13 protein-coding genes, 1 rRNA gene, 1 pseudogene and 1 riboswitch are annotated in these 15673 nt (G+C 65.2%); of the genes and pseudogenes, 7 read left to right on the forward strand and 8 right to left on the reverse strand.

Annotated features, from left to right (window positions below):
- The 3 genes from HDG34_RS02290 to HDG34_RS02300 all read right to left on the reverse strand — a co-directional run.
- Positions 1 to 176 (reverse strand): 16S ribosomal RNA (locus tag HDG34_RS02290); the annotation flags it as partial.
- Between the two features lie 601 nt (positions 177 to 777).
- Positions 778 to 1518, reverse strand: a complete 741-nt coding sequence (locus HDG34_RS02295; protein ID WP_184057409.1) for a CbtA family protein — start codon at positions 1516 to 1518, stop codon at positions 778 to 780.
- An 11-nt stretch (positions 1519 to 1529) separates the two neighbouring features.
- Positions 1530 to 1751 (reverse strand): CbtB-domain containing protein, encoded by a 222-nt coding sequence (locus tag HDG34_RS02300; RefSeq protein ID WP_184011521.1) that lies wholly within the window; start codon positions 1749 to 1751, stop codon positions 1530 to 1532.
- A gap of 64 nt (positions 1752 to 1815) precedes the next feature.
- Positions 1816 to 1889: riboswitch (cobalamin riboswitch) on the reverse strand.
- 128 nt (positions 1890 to 2017) lie between these two features.
- Between HDG34_RS02300 and HDG34_RS02305 the strand changes: the two genes are divergently transcribed.
- A complete protein-coding gene (locus HDG34_RS02305; RefSeq protein ID WP_184057410.1) occupies positions 2018 to 2638 on the forward strand; it encodes a histidine phosphatase family protein in 621 nt (206 codons plus the stop codon).
- Positions 2639 to 2651: 13 nt separating this feature from the next.
- On the opposite strand, the gene HDG34_RS02310 is transcribed toward HDG34_RS02305, so the two are convergent.
- On the reverse strand, positions 2652 to 3092 hold the full coding sequence (locus tag HDG34_RS02310) for a hypothetical protein (RefSeq protein ID WP_184057412.1): 441 nt from the start codon (positions 3090 to 3092) through the stop codon (positions 2652 to 2654).
- A gap of 197 nt (positions 3093 to 3289) precedes the next feature.
- Here HDG34_RS02310 and HDG34_RS02315 point away from each other — a divergent pair.
- From HDG34_RS02315 to HDG34_RS02340, 6 genes and pseudogenes are all read left to right on the forward strand, one after another.
- Positions 3290 to 3709 (forward strand): annotated as a pseudogene (locus HDG34_RS02315) (ATPase domain-containing protein); the annotation flags it as partial.
- 165 nt (positions 3710 to 3874) lie between these two features.
- Positions 3875 to 4579, forward strand: coding sequence for a MarR family winged helix-turn-helix transcriptional regulator (locus HDG34_RS02320; RefSeq protein ID WP_090808481.1), 705 nt, complete (start codon positions 3875 to 3877; stop codon positions 4577 to 4579).
- Between the two features lie 6 nt (positions 4580 to 4585).
- The gene (locus HDG34_RS02325; RefSeq protein WP_184057414.1) at positions 4586 to 6688 is read left to right on the forward strand and encodes an FUSC family protein; all 2103 of its coding nucleotides are present in this window, start codon (positions 4586 to 4588) and stop codon (positions 6686 to 6688) included.
- A 69-nt stretch (positions 6689 to 6757) separates the two neighbouring features.
- Positions 6758 to 6967: a DUF1656 domain-containing protein gene (locus HDG34_RS02330; RefSeq protein ID WP_090808477.1), complete on the forward strand. Its 210-nt coding sequence runs from the start codon at positions 6758 to 6760 to the stop codon at positions 6965 to 6967.
- The gene (locus tag HDG34_RS02335) at positions 6964 to 7971 is read left to right on the forward strand and encodes an HlyD family secretion protein (protein ID WP_184057416.1); all 1008 of its coding nucleotides are present in this window, start codon (positions 6964 to 6966) and stop codon (positions 7969 to 7971) included. Before HDG34_RS02330 ends, HDG34_RS02335 begins: the two co-directional genes overlap by 4 nt.
- Positions 7968 to 9572 (forward strand): efflux transporter outer membrane subunit, encoded by a 1605-nt coding sequence (locus HDG34_RS02340; protein ID WP_184057418.1) that lies wholly within the window; start codon positions 7968 to 7970, stop codon positions 9570 to 9572. Before HDG34_RS02335 ends, HDG34_RS02340 begins: the two co-directional genes overlap by 4 nt.
- Before the next feature lie 215 nt (positions 9573 to 9787).
- On the opposite strand, the gene HDG34_RS02345 is transcribed toward HDG34_RS02340, so the two are convergent.
- The 4 genes from HDG34_RS02345 to xylG all read right to left on the reverse strand — a co-directional run bounded on the left by HDG34_RS02345 (position 9788) and on the right by xylG (position 15621).
- The gene (locus HDG34_RS02345; protein WP_184036322.1) at positions 9788 to 10249 is read right to left on the reverse strand and encodes a (2Fe-2S)-binding protein; all 462 of its coding nucleotides are present in this window, start codon (positions 10247 to 10249) and stop codon (positions 9788 to 9790) included.
- Between the two features lie 55 nt (positions 10250 to 10304).
- Complete coding sequence (locus HDG34_RS02350) at positions 10305 to 12575, reverse strand: xanthine dehydrogenase family protein molybdopterin-binding subunit (protein WP_184057420.1); 2271 nt, start codon at positions 12573 to 12575, stop codon at positions 10305 to 10307.
- Positions 12576 to 12865: 290 nt separating this feature from the next.
- A complete protein-coding gene (locus HDG34_RS02355; protein ID WP_184057422.1) occupies positions 12866 to 14065 on the reverse strand; it encodes a sugar ABC transporter permease in 1200 nt (399 codons plus the stop codon).
- Positions 14062 to 15621 carry a D-xylose ABC transporter ATP-binding protein gene (gene xylG / locus HDG34_RS02360; protein WP_184057424.1) on the reverse strand — a complete coding sequence of 520 codons (1560 nt, stop codon included), beginning with the start codon at positions 15619 to 15621 and terminating at the stop codon, positions 14062 to 14064. Before xylG ends, HDG34_RS02355 begins: the two co-directional genes overlap by 4 nt.
- Positions 15622 to 15673 lie beyond the last annotated feature (52 nt).

Genomic DNA, 15673 nt, shown 5'->3' on the forward strand with positions numbered 1-15673 from the left:
GTATGCGGTATTAATCCGGCTTTCGCCGGGCTATCCCCCACTCCAGGACACGTTCCGATGTATTACTCACCCGTTCGCCACTCGCCACCAGACCGAAGTCCGTGCTGCCGTTCGACTTGCATGTGTAAGGCATGCCGCCAGCGTTCAATCTGAGCCAGGATCAAACTCTTCAGTTCAAACCTGTTACTGTGTTCGGGCTCTCTCGAACCCGGTCGCTCACTCAACGTACTGACGATGATTGATCCGTCTTTCGACAGACAAACCTTCCTCTAATACTGTGTGAGGCTTCTGATACTTCTGCCTGACAGCAGATTCCGGAGAATCCGCCGCCGCATTCCGCATCAAGCGCCCACACTTATCGACTGTTAGTTTTTAAAGATCGGTCCGCCAAACCCGCCGCGCCTGAACCACCACTACCCGGCACTGCTTCGTTTGCGTCGCTGCGTCTGCAGCAGAGAAGCGAGATTATGGAGAGCGGTCGACAACACGTCAATACCCTTCTCACAATTTATTTTAAAAAGCTGAAGAGCTTAAAAATTGAGCAGCGCCGCGTGCAACCTGAATTAGTTAGGCTTCCAATTGAATTCTCCGGAGCGCCGCGGCGAAAGGGAGAGATGAGTGCAGTTGCGAAAAGCCGTTAAGCAGGCTTTTCCACAGAAAATGTTCGCAAGGCTGTGGATAACCACTCCACAACCGCGCCAAGTACTTGATCCAAAACCATTCTCGCGCGTTGCGCGCGAGAATGGCCGCTTGCGCGGCCGCGTGTCACCGTCACAATCAGGCGGACTTCATCGTCACCCGCGCATTCGTACGCATAAAAGCGCTGCGCTCGACCATCGCGCCAAACAGCAGCCCGATCGTCGTCCACATGACCACCTGCATGCCGATCGCCGCGACGCGGAACTTCCACAGCAGCACAGCCGGGAACGCGGCCGGCACTTCATTGATGACCGGCATCGACAGTTGCACGGCCGCGATGATCACGACGAACAAGAGCCCCGCGACGATCGAACCGTTCCACGCACCCAGCTTCGCCGCCGCGCGACGCCGCACCTTCAGCGAAAACACCATCGTCGCGAGCGAAATCGCGATCATCAGAAAGAACAGGCCCGTGCGCGTGCCGATCGTCTCCGGATCACCGACCGACGGCGGATTGGCCGGATACTTGATATTCGGCACGATCACGAGCGTGATGAACGCGCCAAGCGCGAGCCACGCGGACAGCGCGCGCACGCTCAACGTACCCGCGCGTCCATACGCATACGCAAACACCAGCGAGAACAGACCGCCAAATGCCGCGCCATACGTGACCACGCCAGTCAGCAGGCCGAGGCCAGCCTGCGTCTGACGGCTCACGATTTCGGGCTCGGGCGCATCGCCGCGCGCGGCGGCCGCTTTTTCTTCGAATGAAATGGCCTGATCGACCTGTGGTTCGCCGACGATTCGCGCGAACGCGAACGTGAGCAAGCCCGCGACGATGCCCGCGAGCATCCCGCGCACCAACAATTTACCTACCATGTCGAACTCCGTTAGTGGCAGGGAAAGCCGAGCAGATGGCGGCCGTCGTGCACGAACTCATGCACGTACATGCCGGGCACGAGCGACGTCGCGCCCTGTTCCGCACCAACGAAGTAAAGCGCGAGCAACAGCAGCAAGCCGCCGAACACGACCCATGGCAGCAGTTCGCGCAAAGGAATGGGAGTGGGCTGGGCCGCCGGTTGCGCGGCGCGATCGAGAACAGCTTCGGTCATGATGGACATCTCCTGGGGTGACGCGCCCCGAAAGTCGATTGCAGAGGAATGGTGCGAAGCTCGGGTCTGGCTTTCGGCTCTTGTGGATTGCAATGCCGATTACAGTGGCGCGACCGCGCCGGGCTCTCACCGGCTTCCGTGCTTCGCAGTGTCGGTATTCTACCCGCTAAACTGCGGCTTCCGTGACGGCGAGGGCTACCTCGCAACGCGCGCCGCGAGCCGATGAAACCACGCAGGCAAGTACGAATGAGGCGCCGAGGCAAAGAATGGATACGCGACTATTACTGGTGAGCCACGCGGCAACGGCCGCGCAGCGCGCGGGCCGCTTCCCTGCCGATGATCCGCTCGACGCGCGCGGTCGCGTCGAAGCCGAAGCGGCGCGACCGCGTCTCGCGCTTCCCGCCGACGGCGCCGTGTTCACCAGCCCCGCCGCCAGCGCGCGTGAAACGGCCGTCGCGCTCGGTCTGAGCGCCACGCCTGCCGACGCATTGGCGGATACCGACTATGGCAAATGGCGCGGCCAGCGCCTCGCGGACATTGCCGACGCAACGCCCCGCGAACTCGCCGCCTGGACACGCGAGCCCGACGCCGCGCCGCCCGGCGGCGAATCGTTCGGTCAACTCGTGCAGCGGGTTGGAGAGTGGCTCGACGCGCAGCAGGCAGACCTGCGTTCATGCAATGCCGTCAACGAAGCAAGCTTCGCGGCCTCTGCGCAAGGTCGAACCATCGTCGCAGTCACCCACGCGACTCTGCTGCGAGCGGCAATCGTGCACGCCCTCGGCGCATCGCCAACCGTGTTCTGTCGCATCGAGATCGCGCCGCTGTCGGTCGTCGAATTACGCCACTCGCGACGCGGCTGGTCGTGGTGGCCGGCCGCCAGCGCCTGAACGGCACCGCCGCTTACCTGCCCGACACCACGAGCCGCAACCGGTTGGACCCCTCGGGCGTCAGGGTGATTTCGGTGCGTCGATCCTTCGCGCCGAGATAAAAGTGCTGACGTCCCGGCGAATTCTGATCGTGCGTTGCATCGGGCAGGCACGACGCGACGTCGGCCGCGACCGCTTCCAATGCATCCGCGTTCGAGCCCGCCGCCTGATGCGGCGTCCACGTGCACTGGAAACTTCGATGCGCGGCCGAACATTGCGCGTCATCGCCATAAGGTTGCGCTACGCCTTTGCCGTCGTCGGGTGTCAGCGAGGCGAAGCCGTCCGGCGCCGCGGCCACGATCCGTTTGAGCGCACCGCAAGGACTGGGGCTATCGTCGGCGGATGCACTGACCGGCAGCAGCGCAACGAGCGATGCCGCGGTAAGCGCGATAGCGGAAAGTCGATAGGTTTTCATGGTGTGCGTGAAGCTTCCAAAGTGCTGCTGAAGAAAAACTCGCAGCGAGCCACCTTTAACAGCACGCTTCATGCCCATGCGCGTGAGGCCCGAGCACGCAGGCAATGCACGACGGCACACAAATTGCATAGCGCCATACCGGCCGCGACATCGCGCCCGTTTCGATCAAAGCCACTGCCGACGTCATTTCAACCATCATGTCGACCACTACCGCCGCCCCTACCCCCGCCCGCATATCGTCGGGCATCGAAGGCATCGACGACATTCTCGGCGGTGGTCTTACGCCGAACCGCATGTACCTCGTGGAGGGCGTGCCAGGCACGGGTAAGACCACCCTCGCGTTGCAATTCTTACTCAAGGGCCTGCGCGAAGGGCAGACCGGCCTTTATATCGCGCTGTCCGAAACCCGTGCTGAACTGCTCGCGATCGGCGCGAGCCATGGCTGGGATCTGAGCCGTTTCACGATACTGGAGCAACTGCCCGAAGTTGGGCTCGAACCGCAATACGAACAGACCGTGCTGCACCCGGCCGAAGTCGAACTCGGCGAAAGCGTGCGCAACGTGATCGAGCACGTCGACGAACTGAAGCCGGCGCGCGTCGTCCTGGACAGCCTGTCCGCCCATTGAATCGCGGCGCACCGCACACCCAACGATTCTGTAAGCCCAGTTCCTGGCCACCGATTTAATGCCCCTGTCGCATTCGCGCCGCAGACTCCTCCGGTTCGGCCACGATTTCCAATTCAATAGTTTGCTAACGAATATTTTGGAAATACAATACCGGCCATGTCGAATCTCGATGCCCTGCGCCGCACCGTCAGCAGCACGCTGGTCGTCGCCGCCAGAAAGTGGCGGCGCACGAGTCATGGTGTGCTCGCGGCCTTCAACGTATCCGAAGCGTGCGCGACGCCGCTGCTGACCGCGAGCCGGCTCGGCTCGGCGGTGCGTCAGGTCACGCTCGCCGATCACATCGGCATCGAGGGGCCGTCCCTCGTGCGGCTGCTCGACCAGTTGTGCGCGGCCGGCCTGATGCGCCGCGACGAAGATCCCGAAGACCGCCGCGCGAAGACCGTCGTACTGACCGACGAAGGCCGCGCCGTCACCGCGAAGATGGAAGAGGAGCTGGTCACGTTGCGCGCGCAGGCGCTCAAAGGCGTATCGCGCGACGATCTCGAAGCCGCCCTGCGCGTGCTCGGCGCATTCACGGCCGATGCCGCCGGACGTGCCGAACCGGGAAGCGTCGAGCGCGACACGCGTCACGAACGCGCGCAGCCGGTGCGCCCGGAATCGGTCAGGCACGAGGCGACGAAGCGCACCTCGTCGGCGAAGCGCGAGCCCGCCAAAGGCGAGGCGCTTGCCAGCAAGGTCAAACGGACGAGCGGCAAAAGCGCTGCCAAAACGGCCGGCAAATCACGCGGCACCGCCAAGGCGCGCAAGTCCACCAAGAGCGGCGCGCGAGCCACCGCGCCGCACAACGCCGATTCCGCGTAACGGTTCATGGTCTATCCCACTCTCCGCGACTGGCTGTTTTCCGTCAAAACGTTCGCCGCGGCCATGCTCGCGCTTTACATCGGCCTCGCGTTCCAACTGCCGCGGCCGTACTGGGCGATGGCGACCGTCTACATCGTGTCGAACCCGTTCGTCGGCGCGACCCGCTCGAAGGCGATCTATCGTGCGCTGGGCACTGCGCTCGGCGCGTCGGGCGCGGTGCTGCTGGTGCCGCCGTTCGTCGAATCGCCGTACCTGTTCAGCGTGATCGTCGCGGCGTGGACCGGCACGATGCTCTACCTCGCGGTGTCCGACCGCACCGCGCGCAGCTACGTGTTCATGCTGGCGGCCTATACGATGCCGATCATCGCGCTGCCGTCGGTGACGAATCCGACCGGCGTCTTCGATCTCGCCGTGAGCCGGACCGAAGAGATCATTCTCGGCATCGTGTGCGCGAGCATCGTCGGCAGCGCGGTGTTCCCGAGCCGGCTCGCGCCGACGATCATCGAGCGCACCGACGCATGGTTTCGCGACGCCGCGTTCTACGCGACCGAAACGCTGTCGGGCCGTATCGCAAGCTCGGCGATTTCCGGTGCTCGGCAACGCCTCGCGAGCACGATCAACGGTCTCGAACTGCTGCTGAGCCAGCTCGCCTACGATCACACGCGGCCCGACGTCCTCGCGCGCGCGCATGAACTACGTGGCCGCATGCAACTGCTGCTGCCGATCATGTCGTCGCTCGCCGATCCGCTGCTCGCGCTCTACAACAACGGCCCGCAACACTGGCCCGAAGGACTTCAGACGCTGATCGACGACGTCATCAAGTGGTTCAACCAACCGCTGCCCGCGCCGAGCGAGGGCTATCACGCGGACGAGATCGCCAACGCGCTGCGCGCGCGCATCGCCGCGATGCACCCGCCCGCCGCCGCGCTCACGCATTGGGACAGCGCGCTGCTGTCGAATGCACTATGGCGCCTCGCGCAAGTGATCGACGTGTGGCAAGACTGCCGCTCGCTGCGCATCATCATCACGCGCGAGGAAGGTTCGTGGCGGCCGCATTTCCGTCACTGGCGACTCGGCGGCACCGAGCGCTTCTACGATCGCGGCATGATGCTGTTCGCGACCGTGTCGGCGGCCGCGGCTGTGGTGCTCGCGTGCGCGCTGTGGATCGGCTCGGGCTGGAACGACGGCGCGAGCGCGGTCACGCTCGCGGCGGTCGCCTGCTGCTTCTTCGCCGCGCTCGACGAGCCCGCGCCGTTCGTGTTCCGCTTCTTCCTCGCGACTGGCGTCGCCGTGGTGGCCGCGGGCCTCTATCTGTTCGTCGTGCTGCCGCAGGTGCACGACTTCCCGATGCTGGTGATCCTGTTCGCCGCGCCGTTCATTCTGGTCGGCACGCTGATTCCGCGCCCGCAGTTCAACATGGTGACGGTGCTGGTCGCGGTGAACACGGCCACCTTCATCAGCATTCAGGACGCGTACGACGCGAACTTCCTGACGTTCCTGAACGCCAACCTCGCGGGCCTCTCCGGCCTGCTCTATGCATACTTGTGGACCCGTGCAACGCGCCCATTCGGCGCCGAGCTGGCCGCGGCGCGCCTGTTGCGCTCGAGCTGGGCCGACGTCGCGCTGAGCGCGTCGACGCGGCCGATCGAAGACCCGCGCAATCTCGCCGCGCGCATGCTCGACCGGCTGATGCAATTGATCCCGCGCCTCGCGGCCACCGACGACTACCGCCATCCGTCGATCGAGAGCTTCCGCGATCTGCGCATCGGGTTCAATGCGCTGGACCTGCGCCGCCTCACACGCAAGCTCGGCGGCGAAGCGGCCGGCGCGATCGACCATGTTCTCGATGGAGTGCGTACATACTACGAGAGCTGCATCGATCGACGCCACCGCGAGCCGGTGCCGGACAGACTGATGTCGTTGATCGACGTGGCCGTCGCGCGCGTCACCGCGCAGGGGCTCGCCAATGCCGCGGCGCCGACCGAGACCTCGCAGACCTCGGCGCGTCAGTTGCGCGATGCGCTGCACGCGCTGGTCGGCTTGCGTCTTTCGCTGTTTCCGGCGACCCTCACGAAACCAACGCCGACCGAACCGGAGGCCGCCGCGTGATGCACCCATTCTTGCGCCCCTGCTTGCGCCCGCTTGCGCACCCCGCCCTCCCTTTTCCCAGTTCCCGCGATGATCGGTGAAATCGATATCTTCGGCGTGTTCGTACCGTCCGTGCTGGTGCTGATGTTGATCGCGTATCTGATCAACCTCGGCATTCGCACCGCGCTCGATTACACCGGCTTTTACCGCTTCGTCTGGCATCGCTCCATCTTCGATCTCGGCGTCTATGTGCTGGTGCTGGGCCTTGTCGTCGTCGTTTCGCACAGACTAATAACGTGAAAAAAACCTGGTTCTCCGTCGGTCAGATCCTGCTGACCCTGATCGTCGTAGTGGTCGCAGCATTGGTGCTGTGGAAACTCGTCAACTACTACATGTTCGCGCCGTGGACCCGCGACGGGCGCGTACGCGCCGACGTGATCCAGGTCGCGCCCGACGTGTCGGGACTGATTTCGTCGGTCGAGGTCATGGACAACCAGCAGGTCGAGCAGGGCCAGGTGCTGTTCAGGATCGATCAGGCGCGCTACACGCTCGCATTGCGTCAGGCCGAGGCAACGGCGCAGCAGCGCCGCGCGACGCTCGATCAGGCCCGCCGCGAATACGCGCGCAATCGTCAGCTCGGCAACCTCGTCGCCGCCGAAGTACTCGAAGAAAGCCGCTCGCGCGTCGAGGCGGGCGAAGCCGCGCTCGCCGACGCGAACGTCGCGATCGACACCGCGAAGCTGAACCTCGAGCGCTCGACGATCAAAAGCCCGGTAGACGGCTATCTGAACGACCGCGCGCCGCGCGCCGGCGAATTCGTCGCGGCCGGCCGCGCGGTGGTCGCGGTGGTCGACATGCATTCGTTCCGCGTCGACGGCTACTTCGAGGAAACCAAGCTGCGCGGCATCGACATCGGCCAGCCGGTCGACATCATCGTGATGGGCGAGCCGAAGCCACTGCGCGGGCACGTGCAGAGCATCGTCGCCGGTATCGAAGACCGCGACCGCACGCAAAGCGCCAATCTGCTGCCGAACGTGAACCCGGCGTTCAGCTGGGTGCGGCTCGCGCAGCGCATTCCGGTGCGGGTCGCGCTCGATGAAGTGCCCGCTGATTTCCGCCTGATCGCGGGGCGTACCGCGACGGTGTCGGTGCGTGACCTGTCGCCGCTCAGGAGACGAGCCGTGTCGGGCACGGGTGGCGCATCTGGCACGGTCGCCGCTTCGGCTGCGCCGGTGGCACCGGGTTCGTCGGTGGCGTCCGGGTCCGCTGGGTCGGGCACCGCACCGTCGGGCGCGTCGCAATGAAGTTCGTGCGTACCTTGTCCTCGCTGGCGCCGCGCTTGCCGCTGCTGCCGCTGCTGCCGCTGCTGCCGCTGCTGCCGCTGCTGCCGCTGCTGCCGTTATTGCCGCTCACCGTCGCGCTGAACGGCTGCATCAACGTCGGGCCGAACTACACGCTGCCGAAACAGGCGCTCGTCAATGCCCCGCTCGCGAACGGAGCGATCGAGGGCGCCGATCCCAACCTGACGTCAACCCTCAATCTGCCGACCGTCTGGTGGAAGCTCTACGACGATCCGGTGCTGAACGGTCTGGTCGACCAGGCGTTGAAATCGAATACCGACCTGCGCGTCGCGACCGCGAATCTCGCGCGCTCGCGCGAGGCGCTGGGCATAGCGCAAGCGCAGGGCGGTTTTTCGGGCAACGCGTCGGTGGCGATCCAGCGCGCGCAGGAATCGGCCGAGCAATACCTGCTCTTCGAGAAACTGCCGGTCGCCAACCTGGGTGACATGGGCATCAACGTCTCGTACGAAATCGACCTGTTCGGCAAGCTGCGCCGCGGCGTCGAAGCGGCGGCGGCGGACACCGAGGCCGTGGAAGCCGCGGGCGACCTCGCGCGCATCACTGTCGTCGCGGACGTGGTGCGCTCGTACGTCGAACAATGCTCGGCGGCCGAGGAGCTGCGCATCGCGCAGCAATCGCTCGCGCTACAGAAGGAGCGCGTGGACGTGTCGCGCCGTCTGCGCGACGCGGGACGCGGAAACCAGACCGCGGTCACGAGCGGCCAGACTCAGGTCGAGACTCTGACGGCCGACATTCCGCGCTACACCGCGCGCCGCAAGATCGCACAATACCGGCTCGCGATGCTGCTCGCCCAGGCACCGTCGCAATTGCCGCCGGCCGTGCTCGCCTGCGACCGGCTGCCGCAAATCCACCAGCCGATTCCGATCGGCGACGGCGCCGGGCTGCTGCGGCGACGCCCGGACGTGCACGAAGCCGAGCGTCAGCTCGCGGCGTCGACGGCGCGCATCGGCGTCGCGACCGGAGCGCTTTATCCGAGCATCAGCATTGGCGCGTCGGCGGGCTTCACCGGCATTCTGGAAGACATTCCCACCTCGCCGACGGCGCGTTGGGCCTTCGGTCCGCTGATCAGCTGGACCTTCCCGGCCAATGGCGCGCGCCAACGGGTCCACGAAGCCGAGGCGTCGAGCCAGGTCGCGCTCGCGAAGTTCGACGGCGTGGTGCTGACTGCGCTGCGCGAAACCGAGACCAACCTCGCGACCTACGCGTCCGATTACGCGCGCGCCGAATCGCTGCGCGCGGCGCTGAAGTCGGCGACGCAATCGGCGGATGAAACGCATCGGCTGTATCGCGCCGGGCGCGAGTCGTTCATCTCCGATCTCGACGCGACGCGCACGCTGACGGCCGCGAAATCGCAGCTCGCGGCGGCGGAGGGCCAGGTGGCGATCGATCAGGTCAATCTGTTCCTGTCGCTGGGCGGCGGGTGGGAAGTTGGCGGGCAAAGCACGCCGGGTGAAACGCGGCCGCAGCTGAAGGCAACACCTGTCGCGGCCAAGCCGTCCGCGAAGTCGGGAGCGTCGGCGGCCGCAACTGCGAAAGCGCCTTGATCGGCCGTCTTACGATTTATTTTTGACAATCTTTCTTTTTGCTTTCACTTTCGGTTAAATACGTGACACCACTTCACGCTACGAGGTCTCGTATGTCGCCATTCATGCAGGGTGCAGTCACGTTGGGCGGATGCATTGGTATCTTCACCGCGGTGGTCGCGGTGGTCGAAATGTTGGCGAATTGAGCTGGGCGGGCGGCGGCGCGCAAGAGCGGCTCAGCTCTTCCGCACCTTCGCCGCCGCCTGATGTATCGCCGCCCGTACCCGCGGATACGTGCCGCAACGGCACACCACCGGCGTCATCGCCTCGTCGATGTCGGCATCGGTCGGATCGGGCTTGTGCTTCAGCAACGCGCAAGCCGCCATCAATTGCGCGCTCTGGCAATAACCGCACTGCACCACATCGAGTTCGATCCACGCGGCCTTCAGCGCCTGCGCCTCGCGTCCCTGCAAACCCTCGATGGTCGTGATCTTCTGCGTATGCAGGCTCGACATCAACGTCTGGCAAGCGAAGCACGCGGCATCGTCGAGATTGATCGTGCACGCGCCGCAGATGCCCACGCCGCAGCCGAACTTGGTGCCGGTCATGCCGAGATCGCAGCGCAGCACCCATAGCAGCGGCATGTCCGGATCGGCATCGACCTTCACCTTGCGTCCGTTGATATTCAGTACCGCCATGCTTGCCTCCTGAGTCGCCGCGCTACACCGCAAGCTTTTGCTCATCCACCGTCCGTCATGCAAGGCGCAACGGCAGCGTCCGCAAACGCTGCCCCGTCAATGCGAACACCGCATTGCCCACCGCCGGCGCGATCGGCGGCACGCCCGGCTCGCCGACACCTTGCGGGTGCAGCTGGCTCGGCATGATGTCGACCTCGATCGCAGGGCACCCGTTCATCCGCACGACCGGAAAGTCCACGAAATTCTTCTGCTGCACCTGGCCGTTGACGATCGTGATCTCGTTCTGCAACGCGCTCGACAACCCGAACACGATGCCGCCTTCCATCTGCTGACGGATCAGGTTCGGATTCACCGGCAAGCCGCAATCGATCACGCACACCACCCGATGCACGCGAATCTGCCGGTTCGCGCCGATCGACACCTCCGCGACCTGCGCGACCACGCTGCCGAACGCCTCGTGCAACGCGACGCCATGAGCGCAACGCGCGCCATCGGCGGCGGGTTTTAGCGGACGCCCCCAGTCGGACAACTTCTCGACACGCTTCAGGACCGCCAGATGACGCGGATGCTGCGCGAGCAGCATCGTGCGAAACGCAATCGGGTCCTGCCCGGCCGCGGCGGCGGCTTCGTCGGTGAAGCTCTCGGTGAAGAAGGCCTGATGCGAGTGGCCGACCGAGCGCCAGAAGCCGATCGGCACCGGCAATTCGACTATCTTGTGCGACACGCGCGCGGCCGGCCACTCGTAGGGCTGATCGAACGCGCCTTCGCAGGTGGTCTTGTCGATCGGGATGTGCGGCACGCCGTAGTAACGCGCGAGCGCATCCGGCACGATCGCCTGACCCGCCGACTTCGCGTGCCAGGCGACCAGCGTGCCGTGCTCGTCGAAGCCGGCCTGAAGCCATGCCGCGCATGCGGGCCGGTAGAAGTCGTGCGTGAAGTCCTGCGCGCGCGACCAGATGGTTTGCACCGGACGGCCCTCGGCCTCGCGCGCGATCGCCGCGGCCTGCGCGACGAAATCGAGTTCGAGGCGCCGGCCGAACGCGCCGCCCAACAACTGCGTCTGTACATCGACGAGATCGACGTCGAGGCCGAGCACTTTCGCCGCATGATGCCGCGCGAGCCGCGGCATCTGCGTCGACACCCAGACGGTCGCTGCGCCGTCCGCGACCTGCACCGTGCAGTTCAGCGGCTCGACCGCGCCATGCGCGAGATACGGTGCGTGATAGACCGCTTCGATCGTGCGCGCCGCGCGACTCATCGCGTTGTCGACGTTGCCGACGTGGTAATACACGTGGCCGTCCGTATGGTCGAGCGCCTCGACGAGGCGGCGGTCCACCGCCGCGCTCGACACCTTCGCGGCCGCGCCGTCATGCCAGGTCACGTTGATCGCCTCGACCGCGCTCATCGCGCGAAACGCGTTGTCCGCGATCACTGCCACGCCGCCGGTGCCGCCCGCGTACGGCGGCACGGCGAACGCCTTGATGAAGCCCCGTATCTTTTGCGCGGGCGTCGCGTCGAAATGCGCGACCGTGCCGCCGAGCGTCGGACACATCACGACGCTTGCATAGACCAAACCGTCGGGCAACACGTCGATGCCGAAGCGCGCCGCACCGTCGATTTTCGACGCGGCTTCGATGCGCCGCACGGGCTGGCCGATCAGCCTGAAGTCGGCCGGCTGCTTCAGGACGACGCTGCGCGGCAGCGGCTGGCGCGCGGCCAAAGACGATAATTCGCCGAACGTCGCCTTGTGCCCCCACGGGTGCAGCACGTAGCCCTTTTCCGCGCGGCATTCGCGGACCGGCACGTCCCAGCGCTCGGCCGCCGCCTCGATCAGCATCACACGCGCCGACGCGCCGGCCTCGCGCATCGGCGTCCAGAGATCGTTCATGCTCGAGGAGCCGCCCGTCATCATCGTGCCGATCTCACGCACTGCCTTGCTCGTGATCCACACGGTGCCGCGCCGGATGTAGCTGTCGTCGTCGGGGCGAAACGGCAGATCGTCGACGATGCTCTGCACCGCGTTGTAGATCCGGTCGATCGGCGCCTCTTCGACTTTCACCTGCGGCCAGTCGGCGTCGAGCTCCTCGGCGAGCAGCATCGCAAGCCCCGTATGGATGCCCTGCCCCATTTCGGCCTTCGGCACCATGATCGTCACGCGGTTGTCGGCGTCGATCTTGACCCAGCCGTTTAGCCCAACCTGAGTGCCTTGCGTCGGCAGCGGCGTCGACGTCATCAGGCGCTGGCGCGGCGGCACCACGGCCCAGCCGACCAGCAGCCCGCCCAACGCACTGGCGCCGCCAAGCAGAAAGGTTCTGCGCGTCAACATGGCATGGCTCGCTCGGCTGGCTCGATGGTAGGAAAGCGGCGACAGCGCCGATGCACCCGTCTTTGTCTGCGAATAGTAATAAGACGAATCGGCGAGCGTGAGACTTAAATGCGCGCGTGAACCTCGAGCGGCCGTGCGGCGTGGGAAGGCGGGGACTGAAAGCGGCGGGGGAAAGTCGTGGGGTGTTTCATTAACTGCGTCCGCGCAGAGGCGGCGGTGTGCCGGCGTACGTCACCGCCGGCACACCGCGAACCTTGCGCTTGATTCAATCAGGCGATCATGCGACCGGATCAACGGCGGTTCGAACCCGACACCACGTCGATCCACACGGCCAGCACGAGGATGCCGCCCTTCACGATCATCTGCCAGAACGCGTCGACGTCGAGCATGGACATGCCGTTGTCGAGGCTCGCCATGACGAGCGCGCCGATCAGCGCGCCATACACGGTGCCGGAGCCGCCGCGCATCGAGGTGCCGCCGATAAAGCACGCGGCGATCGCGTCGAGTTCGCCCATCGAGCCCGCCGACGGCGAACCGGCCGCGAGCCGCGCCGTGTTGACGATGCCGGCAAACGCGCACATCAGCCCCATCAGCGCGAAGATCGCGAGCTTCACGCGGTCGGTGTTGACACCCGACAGCCGCGTCGCTTCGAGGTTCGAGCCGACCGCGTAGATGCGGCGTCCGAACACGGTCTGCGTCGAGATCCACGTGAAGACGCCGAGCAGCGCGAGCAGCAGCAACACCGGCACCGGAATGCCGCCGTAAGTGTCGAGCATCGCGATGAAGCCGGCGAGAATCGCGCCTGCGCCGATCACCTTCGCGACGTCCTGCCAGAACGGCACGACGCGCAACTGATAACGCTGCCGATTCGCGCGCTGGCGGATCGTCAGGAATGCCAGCAGCAGGAACAGCACGACGGCGAGCGTGTCGCCGGCGAGCCGCGGCAGATAGCCCTGGCCGACGAACACGAAGCTGTCCGACACCGGCGCGATCGTCGACCCTCCGGTAATGCCGAGCAGAATGCCGCGATACGCGAGCATGCCGCCGAGCCCGACGATAAACGACGGCACGCGCCGATACGTCGACCACCAGCCGTTGAACATGCCGACCCCGATGCCGAGCAGCAACACGACCGGAATCGTCACGCCGATCGGCCAGTGCCGGTTCACGTCGAGAATCGCCGCAACGCCGCCGAGCAAACCGAGCAGCGAACCGACCGACAGATCGATTTCACCGGCGATGATCACGAACACCATGCCGCACGCGAGCATGCCGGTAATCGACATCTGCCGCAGTAGATTCGACAGATTGCGCGGCGTGACGAACGCGCCGTGCGTGAGCGCCGAAAAGAAAATCCAGATCACGGCGACGGCGATCAGCAGCGCGAGAATCTTGTAGCGCGCGAACAGTTGCTGGATCCGTTGCGTGCCGCCGAATGCGCCTCGCGGCGCGGCGTTGTCGGTGCGTTGGGAAGTTACTTCGGGAGTCATGCGGCACTCGCTGCGGTTGGGTTCGAAGATAGATGCACGGGGCGGATCGCGGCGCCGAGAATGTCTTCCTGCGTGAGACCGTCGTTGATGAAGTCGCCGCGCAACTCGCCTTCGCCGATCACGAGCACTCGGTCGCTGATGCCAAGCACTTCCGGCAATTCGGACGACACCATCACGATCGACATGCCGCGCTGCGCCAGCTGGAAGATCAGCTTGTAGATCTCGTATTTGGCGCCGACGTCGACGCCGCGTGTCGGTTCGTCGAGAATCAGCACGGTCGGGTTGGTCAGCAGCATGCGCGTGAGCACGGCCTTCTGCTGATTGCCGCCCGACAGACTTGCAATCGATAACATCGGATTCGCGGCGCGCACCGAAAGCCGCTTCATTTCCGTCTGAATCGTGTCGAGTTCGGCCGCGGAATCGATACGTCCGCCCGACGCGAAACGCTGCAGCACCGCAAGCGTGATGTTATGACCGACGCTCATGCCGGGCACGATGCCGTGGCGTTTGCGATCCTCGGGCACCATCGCGATGCCGGCGCGAATCGCGTCGATCGGCGCGCGAATTTTCAGCGGCTTGCCGTCGAGCACGACGTGCGCCTCGCTGATGCCTGCATACGCGCCGAAAATCGCCTGCATCAGTTCAGTGCGGCCCGCGCCGACGAGCCCGGCGACACCGAGAATTTCGCCGCGCCGCAACGAGAACGACACGTCGTCCACGCGCTTGCGGCGCGGATTCGTCACGTCGAAACAGGTCACGTTGCGCGCTTCGAAGATCACGTCGCCGATCGGATGCGGCTCGCGCGGAAACAGGTTCTTGATCTCTCGGCCGACCATCAGCGAGATGATCCGCTCGGTCGTCAGGGCGTGCATCGGCTCGGTCGCGACATGGCGGCCGTCGCGAATCACGCTGATCGTGTCGCAGACGGCCGCGACTTCGTCGAGCTTGTGCGAAATGTACACGCAGGCAATGCCGCGCCGTTTCAGATCGCGCACGATATCGAGCAGAATCGCGATTTCGGAGGCGGTCAGCGACGACGACGGTTCGTCGAGGATCAGCAGCTTTGCGCGCTTGTTCAGCGCCTTCGCGATTTCGATCAGCTGCTGATGGCCGCCCCCGTAGTTCATCACGGGCTGCGCGGCGTTGATGCCGCTGATGCCGAGTTCGCGCAACAGTTCGTCGGCACGCTGATACATCGCCGCGTAGTTCATGCGGCCGCCGGGCAGCGTGATTTCGTTGCCGAGAAAGATGTTTTCCGCGACCGACAACTCCGGCACGAGCATCAGTTCCTGGTGGATGATGATGATGCCCGCGCGTTCGGTGTCGCGTACGCTCGCGGCCTTCAGCGGCTGGCCTTCCCAGGTGATTTCGCCATCCCACGTACCGTGCGGATACACGCCGGACAGCACCTTCATCAGCGTCGATTTGCCCGCGCCGTTTTCACCGCACAGGCCCACGCATTCGCCCGGCGATACGGTCAGATCGATGCCGTCGAGCGCCTTCACGCCGGAAAAAGCTTTGACGATGCCGCGCATCGTCAGAACAGGTTGCGTCATTCGCTATGCCTCGCTGCAAGTTGGGCCGATGTTCGATCACGCTCCCGGGCGC

It is taken from the genome of Paraburkholderia sp. HC6.4b (assembly GCF_014200875.1).
Lineage (GTDB): Bacteria > Pseudomonadota > Gammaproteobacteria > Burkholderiales > Burkholderiaceae > Paraburkholderia > Paraburkholderia tuberum.

Bases quoted from the DNA above. Each gene is read 5' to 3' on its own strand.
- HDG34_RS02295 (WP_184057409.1), bottom strand. From the start codon at position 1,518: ATGGTAGGTAAATTGTTGGTGCGCGGGATGCTCGCGGGCATCGTCGCG.
- HDG34_RS02300 (WP_184011521.1), bottom strand. From the start codon at position 1,751: ATGACCGAAGCTGTTCTCGATCGCGCCGCGCAACCGGCGGCCCAGCCC.
- HDG34_RS02305 (WP_184057410.1), top strand. From the start codon at position 2,018: ATGGATACGCGACTATTACTGGTGAGCCACGCGGCAACGGCCGCGCAG.
- HDG34_RS02310 (WP_184057412.1), bottom strand. From the start codon at position 3,092: ATGAAAACCTATCGACTTTCCGCTATCGCGCTTACCGCGGCATCGCTC.
- HDG34_RS02320 (WP_090808481.1), top strand. From the start codon at position 3,875: ATGTCGAATCTCGATGCCCTGCGCCGCACCGTCAGCAGCACGCTGGTC.
- HDG34_RS02325 (WP_184057414.1), top strand. From the start codon at position 4,586: ATGGTCTATCCCACTCTCCGCGACTGGCTGTTTTCCGTCAAAACGTTC.
- HDG34_RS02330 (WP_090808477.1), top strand. From the start codon at position 6,758: ATGATCGGTGAAATCGATATCTTCGGCGTGTTCGTACCGTCCGTGCTG.
- HDG34_RS02340 (WP_184057418.1), top strand. From the start codon at position 7,968: ATGAAGTTCGTGCGTACCTTGTCCTCGCTGGCGCCGCGCTTGCCGCTG.
- HDG34_RS02345 (WP_184036322.1), bottom strand. From the start codon at position 10,249: ATGGCGGTACTGAATATCAACGGACGCAAGGTGAAGGTCGATGCCGAT.
- HDG34_RS02350 (WP_184057420.1), bottom strand. From the start codon at position 12,575: ATGTTGACGCGCAGAACCTTTCTGCTTGGCGGCGCCAGTGCGTTGGGC.
- HDG34_RS02355 (WP_184057422.1), bottom strand. From the start codon at position 14,065: ATGACTCCCGAAGTAACTTCCCAACGCACCGACAACGCCGCGCCGCGA.
- xylG (WP_184057424.1), bottom strand. From the start codon at position 15,621: ATGACGCAACCTGTTCTGACGATGCGCGGCATCGTCAAAGCTTTTTCC.